Below are 17,222 nucleotides of genomic sequence, written 5' to 3' on the forward strand. Positions count from 1 at the left end.
TCTCAAAAATCCGCAGAATTATAACTTTTAAATCTCAATAATAATCTATTAATGTGCTACAATGTCGGTTTTTTATTTTGGTCGCTTTTTTATTTTGACATAAACGCATACAAAGGATAGGCATTGGAAGCACAAATGGAGCAAATCATCGCAAAAATTTCAACATTACAAACCTTGCAGGAGGTGGAGAATCTCCGTGTTGAGATTATGGGTAAAAAAGGTATTTTAACACAGCAATTTGCTGAACTCAAAAATCTCCCTGATGAGCAGAAAAAGATTCAAGCCAAGATTCTAAACACCTTTAAGCAGGAGTTTGAATCTAAGCTTATAGAAAAAAAGGAGAGCTTATTTACAGCTCAAATGAATGAAAATCTTTCTAAAGAAGCCATTGATGCAAGTTTATTTAGTGCCTTGCGTCCTAAGAGTAGCGGACACCCCATTTATCAAACAATGGATAGGATTATTGACTTTTTTGTCAATATGAATTTTTCTATTCAAAGTGGTCCGCTTGTGGAAGATGATTTTCACAACTTTGAAGCACTCAATCTCCCTAAATTTCACCCCGCACGAGATATGCAAGATACCTTTTATTTTAAAGATTCTATGCTACTTCGCACGCATACTTCGCCCGTGCAGATTCGCACAATGGAAAAAGACTCATTGCCTATCCGTATGATAGCACCGGGCAGTGTGTTTAGGCGGGATTATGACTTGACACATTCGCCGATGTTTCATCAAGTGGAAGGCTTAGTGGTGGATAAAAAAGATAGCATCAGCTTTTCGCATTTGAAGTATATTTTGGAGGATTTTTTACACTTTATGTTTGGTGATGTAAAAATCCGCTTTCGCTCTAGCTTTTTTCCCTTTACAGAGCCGAGTGCGGAGGTGGATATAAGCTGCGTGTTTTGTAAAGGCGAGGGTTGCAGGGTTTGCTCTCACACAGGGTGGCTTGAAGTGCTAGGCTGCGGGATTGTCAATGATAAAGTCTTTGAATCTGTGGGATATAAAGATGTGAGTGGATATGCCTTTGGGCTTGGAGTGGAGCGGTTTGCTATGCTTATTCATCGTGTGAATGATTTGCGTAGTTTTTTTGAGACAGATTTACGAGTATTGGAGCAGTTTTAATGATTTTTACAAAATATTTGTTATCGCAATTTGTGGATATTTCTCATCTTGATATAAATGAAGTTTGTGTAAGGCTAAGTAGCATTGGCTTAGAAGTGGAATCTGCCTATGCGTTGAGTGTGCCAAAAAAGGTTGTTGTAGGTAAGATTCTATCCTACGAGCCACACCCAGATGCGAGTAAGCTCAATGTATGTAAGGTTAGCATTGGCACACAGGAGCTTCAAATCGTATGTGGGGCAAGTAATGTTAAGGCTGAATCTTATGTCGCTGTGGCGTTGCAAGGTGCGGTTATCCCAAATGGCAAAAATGGCGAAATGCTTATTCAAAAAACGACTTTGCGTGGTGTGGAATCTTGTGGAATGCTATGTTCTAGCACGGAGCTGGGACTGCCAAAAATTAATGAAGGCATAATGATTTTAGATGAGAGTGCGGGGAGATTAGATTTAGGCAAGGAGCTAAGTGAGCTTCCGCTATTTGATGACTATGTGATTGAGGTGGGTATCACGCCTAATCGTGGGGATTGCTTAAGTGTGTTAGGCATTGCAAGGGAGCTTGCCACTTGCTATGAGTTGCGATTGAAGCGTGAAATTGATATGGATAATGTCATTACACTTGGGCTTGGGCGGGTGCTGCAGATTCTTACTGATGAAAAGATTGACGCACATTTGCTCTATCGCGTGGTAGAGATTAAGCAGGCTTATTTACCGCTAGATATTGCTTTGGCTCTAGCAAGAAATGGGACTTTGAGTGAAGATATTGTGTGTAATTTTTTAGAATTTGGCACTTATATGACAGGCGTGATTTTAAATGCCTATAAGCTTAGAGAGTGTGAAAGTAAGGATATTGTGCTTGATAATGGCTTGGCAGCACAGCTTAGGATTAAAAAAGATGAAAATGGCTTGGAGGCGGTATTTGCTAATGAAAAGCTATCAGTCATTGGCGTGTCTTATGGGGAGCGACATTTTGGGACGCGTTCGGAAATTCTTATCATTGAGGCAAGTTATGTGAATCCAAACTCACTTGCAAAAGCCTTATATGATAATGCTATAAAAGGTGATACACAGCTTACCTATCGCACAACGCGTGGGGGCAACCCAGACTTAGAGCAAGGCATTGAATTTTTATGTAAAAAGATGGTTAGCACTTCAGATGTATTAGTGTATTCTGGCTCACATAATATCACTCAAAGCACAGATGAAGTGAGCATTAAAACAACCTTTGGTGCGATTAATCAGCTTATCGGCACAGAGCTTGAAAAAGAAGAGATAGCAATGATTTTAAAACGGCTTGATTTTAAGCTTGATGCGACTTGTGATGAAAACTTTTTTATGATTTCTGTGCCACCTTATCGCCACGATATACATAGGATTCAAGATGTGGCAGAGGAAGTAATGAGAATCTACGGCATTGATAATATCCCTTCAACGCCCTTGTATTGCTTACAAACGCATAATGCTAATAGCACTTATTTTGCGTATAAATACACGCGGGATTTAGCTCGTAGGCTCATTGCTAATGGCTTTGTGGAATGTATCCATTATGTGTTTGCTTCATCACAGAGATTGCAAGAGCTGGGGTTTGTGCAGTTAGAAGAAAGCCTAGAACTTATAAATCCTATTACAAATGACCTTGACACACTCCGCACAAGCCTTTTGCCCGCACTTTTAGATTCTATAAAACGCAATGAAAATTTTGGATTTAAGAATATTGCTTTATTTGAGATTGGCAGTGTGTATGATGATAAACGCAACGAATCTAGCAAACTCGCCTTTGTCGCAAGTGGATATAAGGAAGATGAGTGCTATCCACACACTAAGCCTAACAAATGGGATTTTTTCTCTTTTGCTGAAGTGTGTCAGCGATGTTTGGGGGAAGTTGGCTTAAAAAATATCCGTGATGAATCTAACAAAGATGAGCTATTATCACGCTTTGGCTTTATGAGTGAAAAGATTTTACATCCTTATCAAAGTGCGTTTGTGTATGTTAAAGGTAAGCCTGTTGGTATCATCGCAAAGCTTCATCCGCAGATAGATTCTGATATTTTTATATGTGAAGTGGAACTTCAATCTAGTGATTTTGCCATCACTCAAGCACAAGAATTTTCAAAATATCAAAAATCTGTGCGTGATTTGACTATTCTTATAGACAGGGAGATTCCTTTCTATCGTGTAAGGGAGAGCATTATTGGGGCGGAGCTTGAATTTTTACAAAATGTGTATCCCATTGATGTATATTTTGATGAGAGTTTGGAAAATAAAATGGCTTTAAGCATAAGAATGGTGTTGCAATCAAATGATGGGACACTCAAAGACACGCAGTTAAATGAAGTGGTGGATAATGTTTTGGCACTTTTGCAAGATAGATTTCAAGCAACACTTCGCTCATAAGTGGTGTTTATGGAGTGGCATTCATAAAATAGCATTTGGGCTTTTTATTTAGAATCTAAGTTTTAAGGAGAATATATGCAAAGACAAGTTGTCATTACACAAGAAGATGTCCCATTACTGCAAAAGATGTCTCATACGCTAGGCTTTTTATGTGCGGATATGGTGCAAAAGGCAAATAGTGGGCATCCGGGCGCACCTATGGGACTAGCGGATATAGCAAGTGTGCTTAGCTTTCATCTTAATCTTTCGCCTAAAAATCCTGCGTGGCTTAATCGCGATAGGCTTATTTTTAGTGGCGGACACGCAAGTGCATTAGTGTATTCATTGCTGCATTTATGGGGATTTGATGTGAGTATGCAAGATTTGCAATCTTTCCGTCAGCTTGGGTCAAAAACACCCGGACACCCAGAGTTTAAGCATACGCAAGGTGTGGAGATAACCACAGGTCCTTTGGGGCAGGGTGTAGCAAACGCTGTGGGTAAGGCAATGGCGAGTAAATATGCGACTAATCTTTTTGGACGCGAGATTTTCTCACATTTTGTGTATTGTTTATGCGGTGATGGGGATTTGCAGGAGGGTATCAGTTATGAATCTGCTTCATTAGCCGGACATCATAGGCTTTCAAACTTAATTGTGATTTATGATAGCAATAATATTACTATTGAAGGAGACACGCATATTGCGATGAGTGAGAATATAAGGGGGCGGTTTGAAGCACAGGGTTGGGAAGTGCTAGAGTGCGATGGGCATAATTTTTTGCAGATTCATAACACTTTAGAATCTGCTAAAAGCTCTTCAAAACCAAGCTTAATTATCGCTAAAACTATTATTGCTAAAAATGCTCTAAGTTTGGAGGGCAGTCATAAAGCTCACGGCGCACCTTTGGGCGAAGAGATCATAGCAAAAGCAAAGCAAAAGTTAGGATTCCCTTTAGAATCTTTTTATGTCCCAAGCGATGTGGCTTTTGCCTTTGGAATGATGAAAGAGCGTGGAGAGCTTTTAGAATTACAATGGCAAAAACAGGTGGATAATCTCCCGCAAATTGCTAGAGAGCGATTTGAAGCTATGGTAAAAATGGATATATCAAATATTTCTTATCCGCAATTTGAAGTGGGGCAGAGTGTGGCTACTCGGGTGAGTAATGGTAAGATTCTTAATGCTATTTCCGCAGGGGTGGAAGGCTTTATCGGAGGGAGTGCTGATTTAGCCCCATCAAATAACACAACGCTTGAGAATCAAGGCGACTTCCCGCAGGGTAAAAATTGGCATTTTGGTATTAGAGAACACGCTATGGGGGCGATTTGCAATGGTGTAGCAAACTATGGCTTATTTTTGCCATTTTGTGCTACTTTTTTTGTATTTAGCGACTATATGAGCCCGAGTGTGCGTGTGGCAAGCCTTATGAAAGCAAGGGTGTATTACATTTGGACGCACGATTCTATCGGTGTGGGCGAAGATGGAGCGACACATCAGCCCATAGAGCAGTTAAGTCATTTTAGAGCAATGCCAAATCTGCTTGTATTCCGCCCAGCTGACGCGAATGAAAATGTGGCGTGTTGGCAAGTGGCATTAGATTCTAATTTGCCTTGTGCCTTTGTGCTAAGTCGGCAGAATCTCCCTGTGCTTATGCCTTATAATGCGGATTTGAAAGAAAAAGTGAAAAAGGGGGCATATATTTTACAAGAGTGTGAAAATGCGGACATTACGCTTATGGCAAGTGGGAGTGAAGTGAGTTTAGCTCTTAGTGTAAGTAAGGTATTAGAACAAGCTGGGATTAAAGCAAGGGTAGTGAGTGTGCCTTGCTTTGATTTATTGCTAGAGCAGCCAAAAAGCTATGTGAAAGAGCTATGTGGGGAGAGTAAGATTCTAGCCATTGAAGCTTCAAGGGGGCTAGAGTGGTATTATATAGCAGATGAAGTGATAGGTATGAAAGGCTTTGGGGCTTCAGGCAAGGGGGAAATGCTTTTTAATCATTTTGGATTCAGTGTAGAAAATATTCTTAAAGTTGCTAAAACGCTGTGTAAAAAATAAGCCCATAAAGGAGCTTTGCAAAGGGAATGTAAGGTGGAAAATACACTTAAGGTTTATAGCTCAAATCGTGCCTTAATGCAAAATCTTAGCCCAAATGAGCTACTTTCTCCATATATGATGATGGGGGAGTTTTTCTCACAGCTCATTATTGTTGAAGGGTATAGGGCATTGCCTAAGGCTATGCGTTTGCCTTTGGGTATGGCGATTTTAAAAGAATGTGCTAGGGAGCTTGTGGGGGCAAAACTCATATTTGAAGAGAGTTTTTTAGGATTTTTAGAAACTTCAAATTTTTTATTTGCTTTTTTTGATGAGTTAGCCCAAGCTAGAGTGTCGGTAAAGCAGATTCCATCTGTGGATATTTATGGGGATTATGCGGATCATTTAGCATTGCTTGAAAAGATTGAATCCCGTTATAAGCAGCGTTTAGAAGAGCTAAAGTTTTATGATGGATTTATTTTGCCAAGTGGTGCAAAGATTGCTCTTAATGAAGCTTTTATTAAGCATTTTAGCGGGATTGAGCTTTTTATTGAAGGTGTAATCAATCCAAGACATCAAGAGATTCTTTCACAAGTGGCGGATTCTGTGCCTATCAAGGTGCATTTTTGGCTTGATGATTACAACAAAGCTTTAAACTTTTTGCCTTTAGATATATTGCGACATTGTCAAACACATCATCGGTATGTGGCGGATTATAAAAGCGGGGAGATTCTAGAATCCGCTCCTTTAAAAATATGTGAAAAGATTGATACATATAGCTTTGGGCTTGGTATTTCTCAAGTGGCGTTGGTGTTTGCTAAGATTGGGGAGTGGATAAAAGCAGGTGTGAGCGAAGAGAATATTGTCATTATTGTGCCAAACGAGAGCTTTTCAAAATACCTTTCCTTGCTTGATAAGGGGCATAATTTTAACTTTGCTATGGGGAAAGATATAAGGCTAAGTGCGGCTTATAAGCGTTTAGAAGAGCTGTTGCAAGAGTGTGTAGAAAAGAGCTTAGATTCTGAATCTATGGGAAATAAAAGCTATACCCAAATATGCGAGATGATTCAAAATGCTATTGCCCCTTGTGATGATAGGCAGAGTAAAAAGGTGCGAGAATATGTGGGGGAGTTACTTTTTATATGGGGTGGCTTAAATCTTAGTGCGTGTGAGCTAAGCGATATGCTGTCATTTTTGCTAGAAGAGTTAGCGCAAAAAAGTATTGATGATATTCACGGCGGGAAAATACGCGTTATGGGTGTGCTTGAATCTCGTGGCTTTGCGTATAAAAAGGCAGTGATTGTGGATTGTAATAAAGATGTGATTCCAAATGTGAGTGAGAATGATTTGTTTTTAAACTCAAAGCTTAGAAGTGCGTTAAAAATGCCAACGCTTAGGGATAAGGAGCAGTTGCAGAAGCATTATTATTATGGGATTTTTAGCACAGCGAACGAAGTGGCGGTAGCCTTTGTGGAAAATGAGGATAAGCAGGCTAGTCCTTTGCTAGATGAACTAGCCCAAAAGACAAAAGTATCCTATTATAATGGCGATTTGCTTTTCTCTCTTTTGCCACAGGGTAGGAAATTAGCGTATTGTGAAGATAAATTTTTTGGGAAAATGCCAGAGGTTTTAACGCCAAGTCGGTTAAAAGTCTTTTTAGACTGCCCGCGGAAGTATTATTACACTTATATAGAGCAAATGAGTGGGGCAAGTAGCGATAATGCGAGCTTGGGCAATGCTCTGCATCAATGTTTAGAATCTGTCTATCAGCCTTATGTTGGCAAAAATTTGCGTTTAGATATGAGCGAGATTATAAGAAATGCTGAATCTTGGCTTGATGATTTTGGTCTAAAGGCTGAAAGTGCGTTAAGTCGTGCGGAAATTGAGCTGCTTAAATGTGAGCTAAGGAAATTTTTCACTCAAGCAAATTTAAGCGAAAAGCAAAGTGAAATTGAAATTTTGCAGTTAGAGGGGCAAAATATGAGCTTAGAGCTTAAAGGTTTTAGCTTTTATATGCGTCCTGATAGGATTCAAAGGGTGGGGGAAATTGTAGAGATTATAGACTATAAGTATCGCAGGAATTTTGATGTGAAGGGCAGAGATATGGCAAATGACTTTGCGATGATTTTGTATGATTTTGCTTTTAAGCAAAGCGATAGTGTTTATAAGAATCTGCCTATTTGCTTGTATTATTGGGATATACGCGGTGGTGTGCAGAAAAGTGAGCTACAAGAAAAGGGCGAAAAATTGCTTGAAAAACTCACAGAGCTACAAGGCGAGATTGAATTTAGCAAGGCTGAAAGCAGGAAACCCTGCCGTTATTGCGAATTTGTGGATTTATGCGATAGGTAGGATTCTAGCTTTTCTTTGAGTGCTTGATAGACGAGATTATGTCCAAAGGCCGATAAGTGATGCCCATCTTGTATGGTGATTTGCCCTGTGTTATATCCTGTATAGGGATTAAGGATTTCAAAATGCTTTTGGGTGGCACATTGAGCCAAAATGTTATTGTAAAGCTCAATATCTTGTTTGATGGCGTAGATTTTTGATACAAGAGATTCGCTAGCTGGGGCAATTGTAATCCATAGAATTTTTGCATTAGGATTGGCTTTGTAAATATCATCGCAAATGGTTATGACATTGCGATAAAAGTTTGCGGGAGATACATAATGGTAATTGTATAAACGCGTAAGTTTAGGTCTAAAAGTAGAAGCAAACTTTTTATAGAGCTTGCCGAGGATAGGCAAAGATTCAATACGCCATTCTAAGCCCCTTTTCATAATGCGTCTGCTTGCATCTACGATACCAGCTTGAATGATGACAAAATCTGATTTTTGATACAGAAGCAAATCTGCTTTATCGTTGAGAATATCTCGTGTATGCAAACCCCTTTTAGCAAAGAAATATGTTATCACCCCCCCCCCGTTATTTGCTTGATATGATTAGAATCTTGCATAAGGTGTTGTAAGAGAAGATCTATCCAAGTTTGCTCTCTAGAGGTGCAATGTCTTACCATACCTAACGAATCTGTGATGATGGTTAGTCGTTTCATTCTATACTCCTAAGCATTGTTTGCAAAGATGATGTTGTGGGAAGATTCCATATTGTTGCATTTGTCTAATCTCTTCAAAGGCTTGAGAACGATAGAGGTCTAAAAAATCGTGTGTAAGCAGTGAGCCAAAATTAATAGAATCAAAATAATTCTTGCAACATAAAATGAGAGAGCAATCAGAGTTGATCCATACTTCATTAAAAGGGACAGAACAAAGGGGTTTTTGGAGTGGCTGTGATGTGGAAAATTGCGAAGTGGAGTTATGCGGAGATTCTGTATTTATCCCCCCCCCCCGTAGAAATATGTTCTTTTTGCGTAAGAGTGCGTTGATAGGGAAGAATATTATTGATAAATTTAGAATCTTCCCCAAAAATTTTCTTAAAAGCATCTTGTGGATTTTGCGTATTGCAAGGAGTTAAAACAGAGCTAATAAGCAACTTAAGATGTGGATATTTCTCTTTTTTAAGCTTAAGAAGTGTGGAAAAATTTTGAATAACTTTCTCAAAATCATCGCGATTATGCACTTTTTTATAATTTTTAGAATCCACTGCATTAATGGAAAATTTTATAGAATCTAGTCCGGATTCTATAAGAGATATAGCACGAGATTCGCTCATCAATGCTCCATTTGAGCTAATGTAAATATATGGAATATTGTAAATATTTTTACAATGACTAATGATAGATTCTAAATCATTGTTTAAAAGCACTTCACCTTTTGCTGATAGCCCTAGTTCATCAGTTTCAACATATTGCAAAACATTATCCATAGCCTTTACAAAGTCAGCATAGCTTGTTTTTGCTTTTTTAGTGCGTTTGTCTGGATTTGAGCAAAAATCACAAGCGTGATTACAAAATGTGCAAACATCAAAATTTATTTTTCTTTTGAGTTTCATTTTCTCTCCTTTGTTTTGTTTGGGGCTGCTATTATAGCCACTTTTGGGCGATTTTTGTTAAAGAGGCGGTGTTATCACTTGCGAAAAATTGAAGTGATTTGAGCGGATATTGTGTGTGAAGTTGCAAATGCGTTGTCAAATACTCTACAATCGCTTCACCTGAATGGATAAGCACACTTTGATTGTTAAAATACGCACTCAAAGAATCTGCGATAAGTGGAAAATGCGTGCAGCCTAGAATAATGCCTTTTGGCGGATTAGTGAAATCACTCAAATAGTAATCAAACACGCTTTCAAGCACTGCCCCTTCAAGCAAACCCTCTTCAACAAGTGGCACGAAAAGTCCAGTAGCAAGGCTTTTAAGATTCCAAAAACCTATGTTTCTAAGCCGTGTTTCATATTCCCCAGAATTAATCGTGGCACGAGTGGCTAAAATAAGGATTTCTGAATCCGTGTCTTTGAGCTTATTTTGCACGGCTAAAACGCCCGGCTCAATCACGCCAACGATTGGAATTTTGCTATGTTTTTGCATTTCTTCCAACGCATAGGCACTCACGGTATTGCAAGCAACGATAAGTATATCAATATTATGGGGTTTAAAAAAATCTAACGCTTCTAGGGAAAAGCGGATAATGGTTTGCTTATCTTTCACACCATAAGGCACACGGGCTGTATCGCCATAGTAAATAATCTCATCAAAAAGTTTTGCATTAATGAGACTTTTTAAAACGCTTAAACCCCCAACACCGCTGTCAAAAACCCCTGCTCGCATTTACTTTCCTTATCTACTCTTGCATCATATTTAAAAACTCTTCATTGTCCTTTGTTTGCTTCATTTTTGAATAAATAAAGCTAAGCGCCTCCACATCATCCATTGTGTGCATTACATTGCGTAGCATCCACACTTTTGTGAGATTATCTTTGCCAAGTAGCAAGTCATCTTTTCGCGTCCCGCTTTTAAGCACATCAAAGGCTGGGTAGATTCTGCGATCAGCAATATTGCGTGCAAGCACAATCTCGCTATTGCCTGTGCCTTTAAACTCTTCAAAAATCACTTCGTCCATTCTAGAGCCTGTCTCAATAAGGGCTGTGGCGATGATGGTAAGGCTTCCGCCTTGCTCTATATTTCTAGCTGCACCAAAAAATCGCTTAGGCTTATGCAGGGCATTGGCATCAACCCCACCGCTTAGCACCTTACCACTTGAAGGTGTAGCGGCATTATACGCACGAGCAAGACGCGTGATAGAATCTAGCAAAATCACCACATCTTTACCCATTTCAACCTTTCGCTTGGCAGATTCAATAACTAAATCAGCTACGCGGATATGATTTGTTGCTGGCATATCAAAAGTAGAGCTAAACACCTGCCCTTTCACGCTTCGCTCCATATCAGTTACTTCTTCGGGTCGCTCATCAACAAGTAAAACCATAAGCTCAACTTCAGGGTGATTTTTCGCAATGCCGTGGGCTAACTCTTTCATAAGCTCGGTTTTTCCCGTGCGAGGTGGAGCTACAATAAGCGCTCTCTGCCCTTTGCCTATGGGGCTAAAGAGATCTAGCATTCTACCTGTAACTTTGCTAGATTCATATTCAAGCTTGAGCTGTTGCTGTGGGAATAGGGGGGTGAGATTATCAAAAAGGGGGCGGTTTTTGTTCTCTTCAAGCGACATATAGTTAATGGCTTCAATCTTTAGAAGTGCATAATATCGCTCCTGATCTTTTGGGGCGCGCACCTGCCCGGTTACAATATCGCCATTCCGCAGGGCGAAGCGGCGGATTTGAGATTGTGAAACATAAGTGTCATTTTGAGAATCTGCAAGGCTTTCTGTGAGAGCGCGCAAAAAGCCATAGCCTTCATTTGTGATTTCTAAGATTCCAGAAAAGAGAATATATCCGCCTTGATTGACTTGATTTTTTAGAATCTCAAAGATGAGATCTTGTCGGCGATAATCGCTAGGATTTTCAACCTTGACTTCTTCGGCGATGCTAATAAGTTGTTTAATGCTTTTTGTGCGGAGTTCTTCTAACTGATAGCCTTCCACAGGCGTGTGAGTTCGTTTGTGTTCTGCCATAAATGTCCTTAAAGAATTTTGTTAAGAAATTAGGAAGTTGCAAAATTAGATTCTAAATCTTAAGAGATTGCATAGATGAAATAAAACGCTGATTGTATTAAAAACTTTGTTTTAAGTCAAGAGTTAGAATCTTTTAGGGCGTTATTTTTAGCATTTTGATCTAAATCAGGGTGAATCTTATAGACTTTGTTTTTGATTTTGATAAGAATGCCTGTGTCAATGAGCTGCTTAAAAGTCTTAACAATGGTGGGTTTGCTGACATTAAGATGAGCGATAATATCCTCATACGAGCCATAAAAGATATTATCTTCATCACAATGGGAGAGCAAAAATTGAATAATGGCGATTTTCTTACCGCCTACAAATGTAGAGATAGCATTAATCAGTAGATTCTTAGAGGCAATTTCATCAGCCTGTAAAAATGGTAAAATCGCCTTATCAAGTGCGTGGAGTAGCTCTTCTACATTAATGGGTTTAAGGATATAGCCATCAACGCGTAGTCTTATGGCATCAAGGAGATATTTTGTTTCAGTATGTGCGGTGGTGATGACAATAGGGACATCGGGGTGAGTGCTTGAAGTGCGTATAGCATCAATGAGTTCAATACCATTCATCTTTGGCATAAGAATATCAGTGATGACTAAATCAACCTTGTGGAGTTTAAAAAGATTGAGTGCTTCTTGTCCATTTTTTGCCACAAGCAAACGCCCGACATAATCTTCAAGCACCAAGCTTGTGAGATTAGCCGTGTCATTATCATCTTCTGCGTATAAAATAGTGAGTTTGCTAAGTGCGTTTAGATTCATAACTAATCCTTTTGTAATGGTATGTTTATGCTAAATTCAGCCCCAAAATATTCATCACTCCCATAATCCCCATTAGACCAATGGGTGTTAGCTACATTGATTGTGCCATTAAATTGACGCTCTATGATTTGCTTTGCCATATACAGCCCAACACCTGTGCCAACGGACTTATGCTTGGTGGTAAAGTAAGGCTCAAACACCTTTGATTTATCCTCTAGGTGAATCCCCCCTGCATTGTCTTTTACACAAAGTGTGACATTATACCCTACCTTATCTAATGAAATCGCTATGAGTGGGCTAAAGTCTTTTTCGCTCTCTTTATTTTCCATAGTCAGTTTGAGTGCGTCAATGGCGTTGTTAATAAGGATTAAAATCACTTGTGTGAAGGAATTTTGAAAGCCATCAATGCTTAGGTCTTTTTCGCTCTCTTGAATACACACTTTCACTTCAATGGAGCTTTCAATCAGTTGAGCTTTAAGCAATTCCACAGAATCCCAAATACTAGCAGAGAGCGTAAAAGGCTCTGTCTTATTCTCTGGGCGGAAAAAATTGCGGAAGTTTTCAATAGTATTTGACATCTCTGTGGCGATTTTCATACCATATTGTGTTTGTGTTAGGACAAACTCAATATCTAGCTTTTTTTGCATAGCCTTGCTTTTAAAGCTTTGTATCAGCACCATTAGGGAGTTAAGCGGTTGTCGCCATTGGTGAGCGATATTTTGAATCATCTCCCCCATAGAAGCAAGTCTAGCTTGTTGATACATAATCAAATCTTTTTTGCGACTTTGCTCTACTTCGTAATCTATGGATTTTTGGAGATTCTCATTAAGGTTTTGTAGCTCTTGGGTTTTTTCCTGCACGAGCTGTTCTAATGTGAGATGATTAATGTTTATGGACTGGCGGATAGATAGGGCAAGGATAATGATTGTTGTGATGACAATAAGCATAAAGATTGCCAAAATGATAAAGGTGTTTTGATAGAGTGAATCTGTGATATATTTGTTGTATAGGGCAATGTCAAAGGCTAATAGAATCTGCTCTTCTAGGAGGGAGGGAATGCTGTGATTATCATTTGTAATAAAGGCTTTGTCAATAGATTCTATAATAGTATTCTCTTTAGCGAGAAGTGTTTGAATCTGCGTGTAGTGGCTGGGCTTAAAGGTTTTAGCATACCATTCCCGCAAATGTGTAGTAGCTAAATCTTGATTTTTTGTAAGATTATACATTTTGTATTGTTCCCACATTTCAAGGAGTTGTGGAATCTTGTCATTTGGCTTGTATGGGTCGTAATTTTTATTAGGCAGTATGAGTGAGTGTATATTGTGATTTTGCGGTGAGTTTGTGTCAAACTCGCTTTTTAACCCGATGAGTGCAAGTAGCCCCACACTTGCCACTAAAGTAAATCCAACTACGATAATCCACACAAGGATTGTCGTTTGCGTGTGAAAGGAGGTTTTGTTAATAAAATGTGTAAATATATTTCTCATTGCGAATCCTTATATCAGTTCTTTACCATTTGCGATTGCATCGCCTAAAGCGTGGCAAAGTAAGTCATATTGCAAAAATATTTCTCTATTTTTCTTAAAAGTGTAATTAATGCGTTGTTTGAGTTCTTCTTTAGATTCTAAAAGCTTGATATGCTCATTATTTAAGCCCACAAGCTCTTTTTGCAGCTCTTCAGTGGTGTTTAGAATCTGTGATTTTTTAAGAATAAGGGCATTTATTTCTTCACTTAGCGTATCAATCTGCTCTTTTGGTGCTTTTTGATTAACAAGCAAACGCAGGGCTTGATTTTTAGATTCTAAGTCATTTTTGCAATATTCAGCTTTGGTGTGAGATTCTTTTAAACTTAATTCGTGTTGGTTGCTTGTGCGGGTGATATTCTCAATCTGTTTATCAATATTATCACTTTGTTGCTGCATTTTTTGTATGTCAAACTCTATGTTTAGCTTGCTTCTTAGGGCTTGTTGTATGAGATTTATAGTCCAAGGATTCCCATTACTATCAATGATAAGTGGCTTTTTTAGAATCTGCCCTTTAAGCTCAAGTGAGCCGCCATTATAAAACTCAATAAATTTAATAGCATTAGCGTTATTTTTGCTACAAAGCTCTAAAAGCTCTTTTGCCACGACTTCAAACATCACATTAGCATATTTATGTGCTAGATTCATACAATAAATGCTTTTTGCTAGTGAATCTATATGGTTTATAGCAAGATTTTCTATATAAAGTCGTAATTTTTGAATCGCAAAAAAGCTAAAGCGTTTATTAAACTCAAGATTATCTATGCGTGAGAGATGTATATCATTTTGTAAAATCATCAAGGTATTTTGCACGATGATAGTGTGCATATCGCTTGAAAGTAAGGCGTTATCTAAAATCTTTTTATCTTCATTGCTTAAGACATTAATGTGGGCGTTGCTATTAATCTTACGGATTTCATTATTGATTTTTACCTTTTCATAATCAAAGGCAAAAAGCTTAATCTCTCCATCTTTAAAAAAAAGAGCGTCCCTAGCCTGTATGCCAAAGACATTTCTTAGAGCGATTTTGATTAGCTCTCTTTGTGTGTTTCTTTGCAGGTCAAAGCTAGATTCTATAAAGTCAAACAACTCTTTAAAATCCTGCTTTGTCAGTTCGCCTTGCTTGATTTTCTCCTGTGTATAAAGGGCTTTGTGAGTTTTTAAAAATTCACAGATAGAATCTACATAGATATTATGTTTTTTGTTTTTGATATGCGTGATGATATGGAGTGTGTTTTTATCATAATGCACAAACGCCCCCAAGCCACATTGATGATAAAAATGCAAAATCGCCATTCTTATTTCATTTTCTGTAAGCTGTGGATTTTCGCCGCTTTGCTTTTGCCAAAGGGATTCTAGGCTTTTTTGGGCATTGTCTTTAGCAAGTTTAATGTCTAAAGTTTTAAAACTTTGGTGCAAGATGTCTAGGGTTTGATTATATAAAGAAGCTGTCATTTTGAATCTTTATTACTTTTAAATGAGCGTGAAAGAGCATTTTCTATCTGCTCTTTTGGAGCGTTTTGAATGGCGTGAAATGAGCCAAAATAATCTAAAAGTCGTTTAATTTGAGCCTTGCTATAAGAGCTATTCATATTATTTCCCTTTTGAATCTGAATCTTGTGTATGTCTTTTTGCTTTTTGTTGCGATGATAAGTGATAGCATATCTATGCACTTCATCGCGGAGCTTTTGGCAGAATTGTAGTCTTTTATCGTTTGTGCTAAGTTTAAACTCCGCATTTTGTGTGCGTAAAATATCAAGGGCATTGCCTTTAGAGCGATAAGTTTTAGCATTGTGCTTCTCCCCATATTTCATCTTGGCAATGGCGATAATATCCACATTTGCCCCCACACTTTTTAGAATGTCAAGTGCTAGGTTGATTTGAGCTTTGCCGCCATCAAGTAGCCATAAATCTGGTGGCGGATTAGATTCAAATCTTTTTGCCCTGCGTGTTAGCATTTCGCTCATTTGGGAGTATTCATCACTGCTATGAAGCTCAAAGCGTCTGTAAGCATTGCGGATAAATTCGCCATTTTCATACACTACCATTCCGCCTACATTGTGGCTTCCGCTATGATGAGATGTATCAAAGACCTCTATCCTATAAGGCACTTGAGAGAGATTGCATAAATCTTTTAGAGCGTATAGAGTGGCGTTTTCATTTTGGGCATTATTTTGCTCTTTGGTATGCAAAGTTAGGATTTCTTGAGCGTTCTTTTTAGCAAGTTGTAAAAGATTATATTTTGTGCCTTTTTGTGGCTGGGTGATTTTGAGATGACTTTGTGTTTGGGCTTGTAAAATCTTTTGCAAATCATCTTTTTCATCTTGATCTTGGAAGTCAAAATATGGGATAAGAATCTCCTTTGGTGGCAGGGGAAGAGGGGTTTTATAGTGATTAAGCAGGGCTTGGGTGTAGAGTGAAGCTAGGTTTTGGCTGTGAATCTCTTGGTGGATAAATGAAAAATCACTTGAGACAATGCGTCCATTGCGGATAAAAAGCATCATAAGGATATGATTTTGCCCCACATCTTGCTTTTGTGAATCAAGCAAGAATATATCATAATCTCCACTCATAATGTCAATAATAGATTGGGTTTTGAGTGTTTTTAGCTTTTGGATTCTATCTCGTATCTTTGCTGCCTCTTCAAATTGTAGATTGTGTGAGAGTATCTGCATTTTAGATTCTAAAATCTCTATAAGCCCTTTTCTATCATCTATAAATGCTTTTGCTTGTGTAATATACTCTGCGTATTGACTTTGAGAGATTTTATTTTCACAAGGGGCAGGGCATTTATGAATCTGATGAAATATACACGCCTTTTTGCCTTTAAGGCAGGACTTTTTCTGCACAAGGGGCAGGGCATCATAGAGGCTATCAAGTAGCTCCCTAGCTCCACTTACAAAAGGACCAAAATACTCAATATGCTTGCTTTGTAGCACCTTGCGAGTGATTTCAAATCGTGGAAAAGCAGTAGAAGTGTCAATATAAATATAAGGATAAGTTTTATCATCACGCAAAAGAATATTATACTTTGGCTTTAGGCTTTTGATAAGGGAATTTTCAAGGATAAGGGCATCTTCTTGACTTTGTGTAAGCAAAGTGTGAATCTTAGCCACTTGGGATACCATAAGGGCTATTCTTTGACTAAGGTTAGCCTTTGGCGTGATAATGTCATTATGAATAGAAAAGTAGCTTTTTATGCGATTTTTTAGATTTTTGGCTTTGCCGACATAGAGTAGATTATCATCTTTATCAAAATATTGGTAGATTCCGGGCTGTGTGGGGAGATTTTGCAGGGTGAAAAGCAAACTATATATTGATGTTTTGGATATTTTGTGAATATTTTGTGCCTGA

14 protein-coding genes are annotated in these 17,222 nt (G+C 38.4%); 4 read left to right on the forward strand and 10 right to left on the reverse strand.

Annotation, left to right across the window (positions count from 1 at the left end):
• The first annotated feature begins 135 nt into the window (after positions 1-135).
• The 4 genes from pheS (at position 136) to LS74_RS05130 (ending at position 7,871) form a co-directional block, all read left to right on the forward strand.
• Positions 136-1,125, forward strand: coding sequence for a phenylalanine--tRNA ligase subunit alpha (pheS, locus tag LS74_RS05115; protein WP_034588855.1), 990 nt, complete (start codon positions 136-138; stop codon positions 1,123-1,125).
• On the forward strand, positions 1,125-3,512 hold the full coding sequence (gene pheT / locus LS74_RS05120; RefSeq protein ID WP_034588850.1) for a phenylalanine--tRNA ligase subunit beta: 2,388 nt from the start codon (positions 1,125-1,127) through the stop codon (positions 3,510-3,512). Before pheS ends, pheT begins: the two co-directional genes overlap by 1 nt.
• Before the next feature lie 75 nt (positions 3,513-3,587).
• Positions 3,588-5,543: a transketolase gene (gene tkt, locus LS74_RS05125; protein WP_138128876.1), complete on the forward strand. Its 1,956-nt coding sequence runs from the start codon at positions 3,588-3,590 to the stop codon at positions 5,541-5,543.
• Positions 5,544-5,576: 33 nt separating this feature from the next.
• The gene (locus LS74_RS05130) at positions 5,577-7,871 is read left to right on the forward strand and encodes a PD-(D/E)XK nuclease family protein (protein ID WP_236096812.1); all 2,295 of its coding nucleotides are present in this window, start codon (positions 5,577-5,579) and stop codon (positions 7,869-7,871) included.
• On the opposite strand, the gene LS74_RS05135 is transcribed toward LS74_RS05130, so the two are convergent.
• The 10 genes from LS74_RS05135 to uvrC all read right to left on the reverse strand — a co-directional run bounded on the left by LS74_RS05135 (position 7,838) and on the right by uvrC (position 17,185).
• Entirely contained in the window at positions 7,838-8,434 is a 597-nt protein-coding gene (locus LS74_RS05135) for an SGNH/GDSL hydrolase family protein (protein WP_236096813.1), read from the reverse strand. The two genes, LS74_RS05130 and LS74_RS05135, sit on opposite strands and share 34 nt — an antisense overlap.
• Positions 8,431-8,571 carry a hypothetical protein gene (locus tag LS74_RS11305; RefSeq protein ID WP_236096814.1) on the reverse strand — a complete coding sequence of 47 codons (141 nt, stop codon included), beginning with the start codon at positions 8,569-8,571 and terminating at the stop codon, positions 8,431-8,433. Before LS74_RS11305 ends, LS74_RS05135 begins: the two co-directional genes overlap by 4 nt.
• A gap of 1 nt (position 8,572) precedes the next feature.
• Positions 8,573-8,941 (reverse strand): SPASM domain-containing protein, encoded by a 369-nt coding sequence (locus tag LS74_RS11310; RefSeq protein ID WP_236096815.1) that lies wholly within the window; start codon positions 8,939-8,941, stop codon positions 8,573-8,575.
• Positions 8,832-9,467, reverse strand: a complete 636-nt coding sequence (locus LS74_RS05140; RefSeq protein ID WP_236096816.1) for a radical SAM protein — start codon at positions 9,465-9,467, stop codon at positions 8,832-8,834. Before LS74_RS05140 ends, LS74_RS11310 begins: the two co-directional genes overlap by 110 nt.
• Before the next feature lie 31 nt (positions 9,468-9,498).
• The gene (gene murI / locus LS74_RS05145) at positions 9,499-10,239 is read right to left on the reverse strand and encodes a glutamate racemase (RefSeq protein WP_034587762.1); all 741 of its coding nucleotides are present in this window, start codon (positions 10,237-10,239) and stop codon (positions 9,499-9,501) included.
• 13 nt (positions 10,240-10,252) lie between these two features.
• On the reverse strand, positions 10,253-11,539 hold the full coding sequence (rho, locus tag LS74_RS05150) for a transcription termination factor Rho (RefSeq protein ID WP_034587764.1): 1,287 nt from the start codon (positions 11,537-11,539) through the stop codon (positions 10,253-10,255).
• A gap of 116 nt (positions 11,540-11,655) precedes the next feature.
• A complete protein-coding gene (locus LS74_RS05155; RefSeq protein WP_034587766.1) occupies positions 11,656-12,345 on the reverse strand; it encodes a response regulator in 690 nt (229 codons plus the stop codon).
• Between the two features lie 2 nt (positions 12,346-12,347).
• Positions 12,348-13,832 carry a sensor histidine kinase gene (locus LS74_RS05160; RefSeq protein WP_138128878.1) on the reverse strand — a complete coding sequence of 495 codons (1,485 nt, stop codon included), beginning with the start codon at positions 13,830-13,832 and terminating at the stop codon, positions 12,348-12,350.
• 9 nt (positions 13,833-13,841) lie between these two features.
• On the reverse strand, positions 13,842-15,323 hold the full coding sequence (locus LS74_RS05165) for a hypothetical protein (protein ID WP_034584832.1): 1,482 nt from the start codon (positions 15,321-15,323) through the stop codon (positions 13,842-13,844).
• The gene (gene uvrC / locus LS74_RS05170) at positions 15,320-17,185 is read right to left on the reverse strand and encodes an excinuclease ABC subunit UvrC (RefSeq protein ID WP_201274710.1); all 1,866 of its coding nucleotides are present in this window, start codon (positions 17,183-17,185) and stop codon (positions 15,320-15,322) included. The genes LS74_RS05165 and uvrC overlap by 4 nt, the downstream gene beginning before the upstream one ends.
• Positions 17,186-17,222: the final 37 nt, after the last annotated feature.

The sequence above is a fragment of the Helicobacter magdeburgensis genome, from assembly GCF_000765825.2.
GTDB lineage: Bacteria > Campylobacterota > Campylobacteria > Campylobacterales > Helicobacteraceae > Helicobacter_C > Helicobacter_C magdeburgensis.

Coding starts and splice junctions, on each gene's coding strand:
- pheS (WP_034588855.1), top strand. CDS start 136: ATGGAGCAAATCATCGCAAAAATTTCAACATTACAAACCTTGCAGGAG.
- pheT (WP_034588850.1), top strand. CDS start 1,125: ATGATTTTTACAAAATATTTGTTATCGCAATTTGTGGATATTTCTCAT.
- tkt (WP_138128876.1), top strand. CDS start 3,588: ATGCAAAGACAAGTTGTCATTACACAAGAAGATGTCCCATTACTGCAA.
- LS74_RS11305 (WP_236096814.1), bottom strand. CDS start 8,571: ATGAAACGACTAACCATCATCACAGATTCGTTAGGTATGGTAAGACAT.
- LS74_RS05140 (WP_236096816.1), bottom strand. CDS start 9,467: ATGAAACTCAAAAGAAAAATAAATTTTGATGTTTGCACATTTTGTAAT.
- murI (WP_034587762.1), bottom strand. CDS start 10,239: ATGCGAGCAGGGGTTTTTGACAGCGGTGTTGGGGGTTTAAGCGTTTTA.
- rho (WP_034587764.1), bottom strand. CDS start 11,539: ATGGCAGAACACAAACGAACTCACACGCCTGTGGAAGGCTATCAGTTA.
- LS74_RS05155 (WP_034587766.1), bottom strand. CDS start 12,345: ATGAATCTAAACGCACTTAGCAAACTCACTATTTTATACGCAGAAGAT.
- LS74_RS05160 (WP_138128878.1), bottom strand. CDS start 13,832: ATGAGAAATATATTTACACATTTTATTAACAAAACCTCCTTTCACACG.
- LS74_RS05165 (WP_034584832.1), bottom strand. CDS start 15,323: ATGACAGCTTCTTTATATAATCAAACCCTAGACATCTTGCACCAAAGT.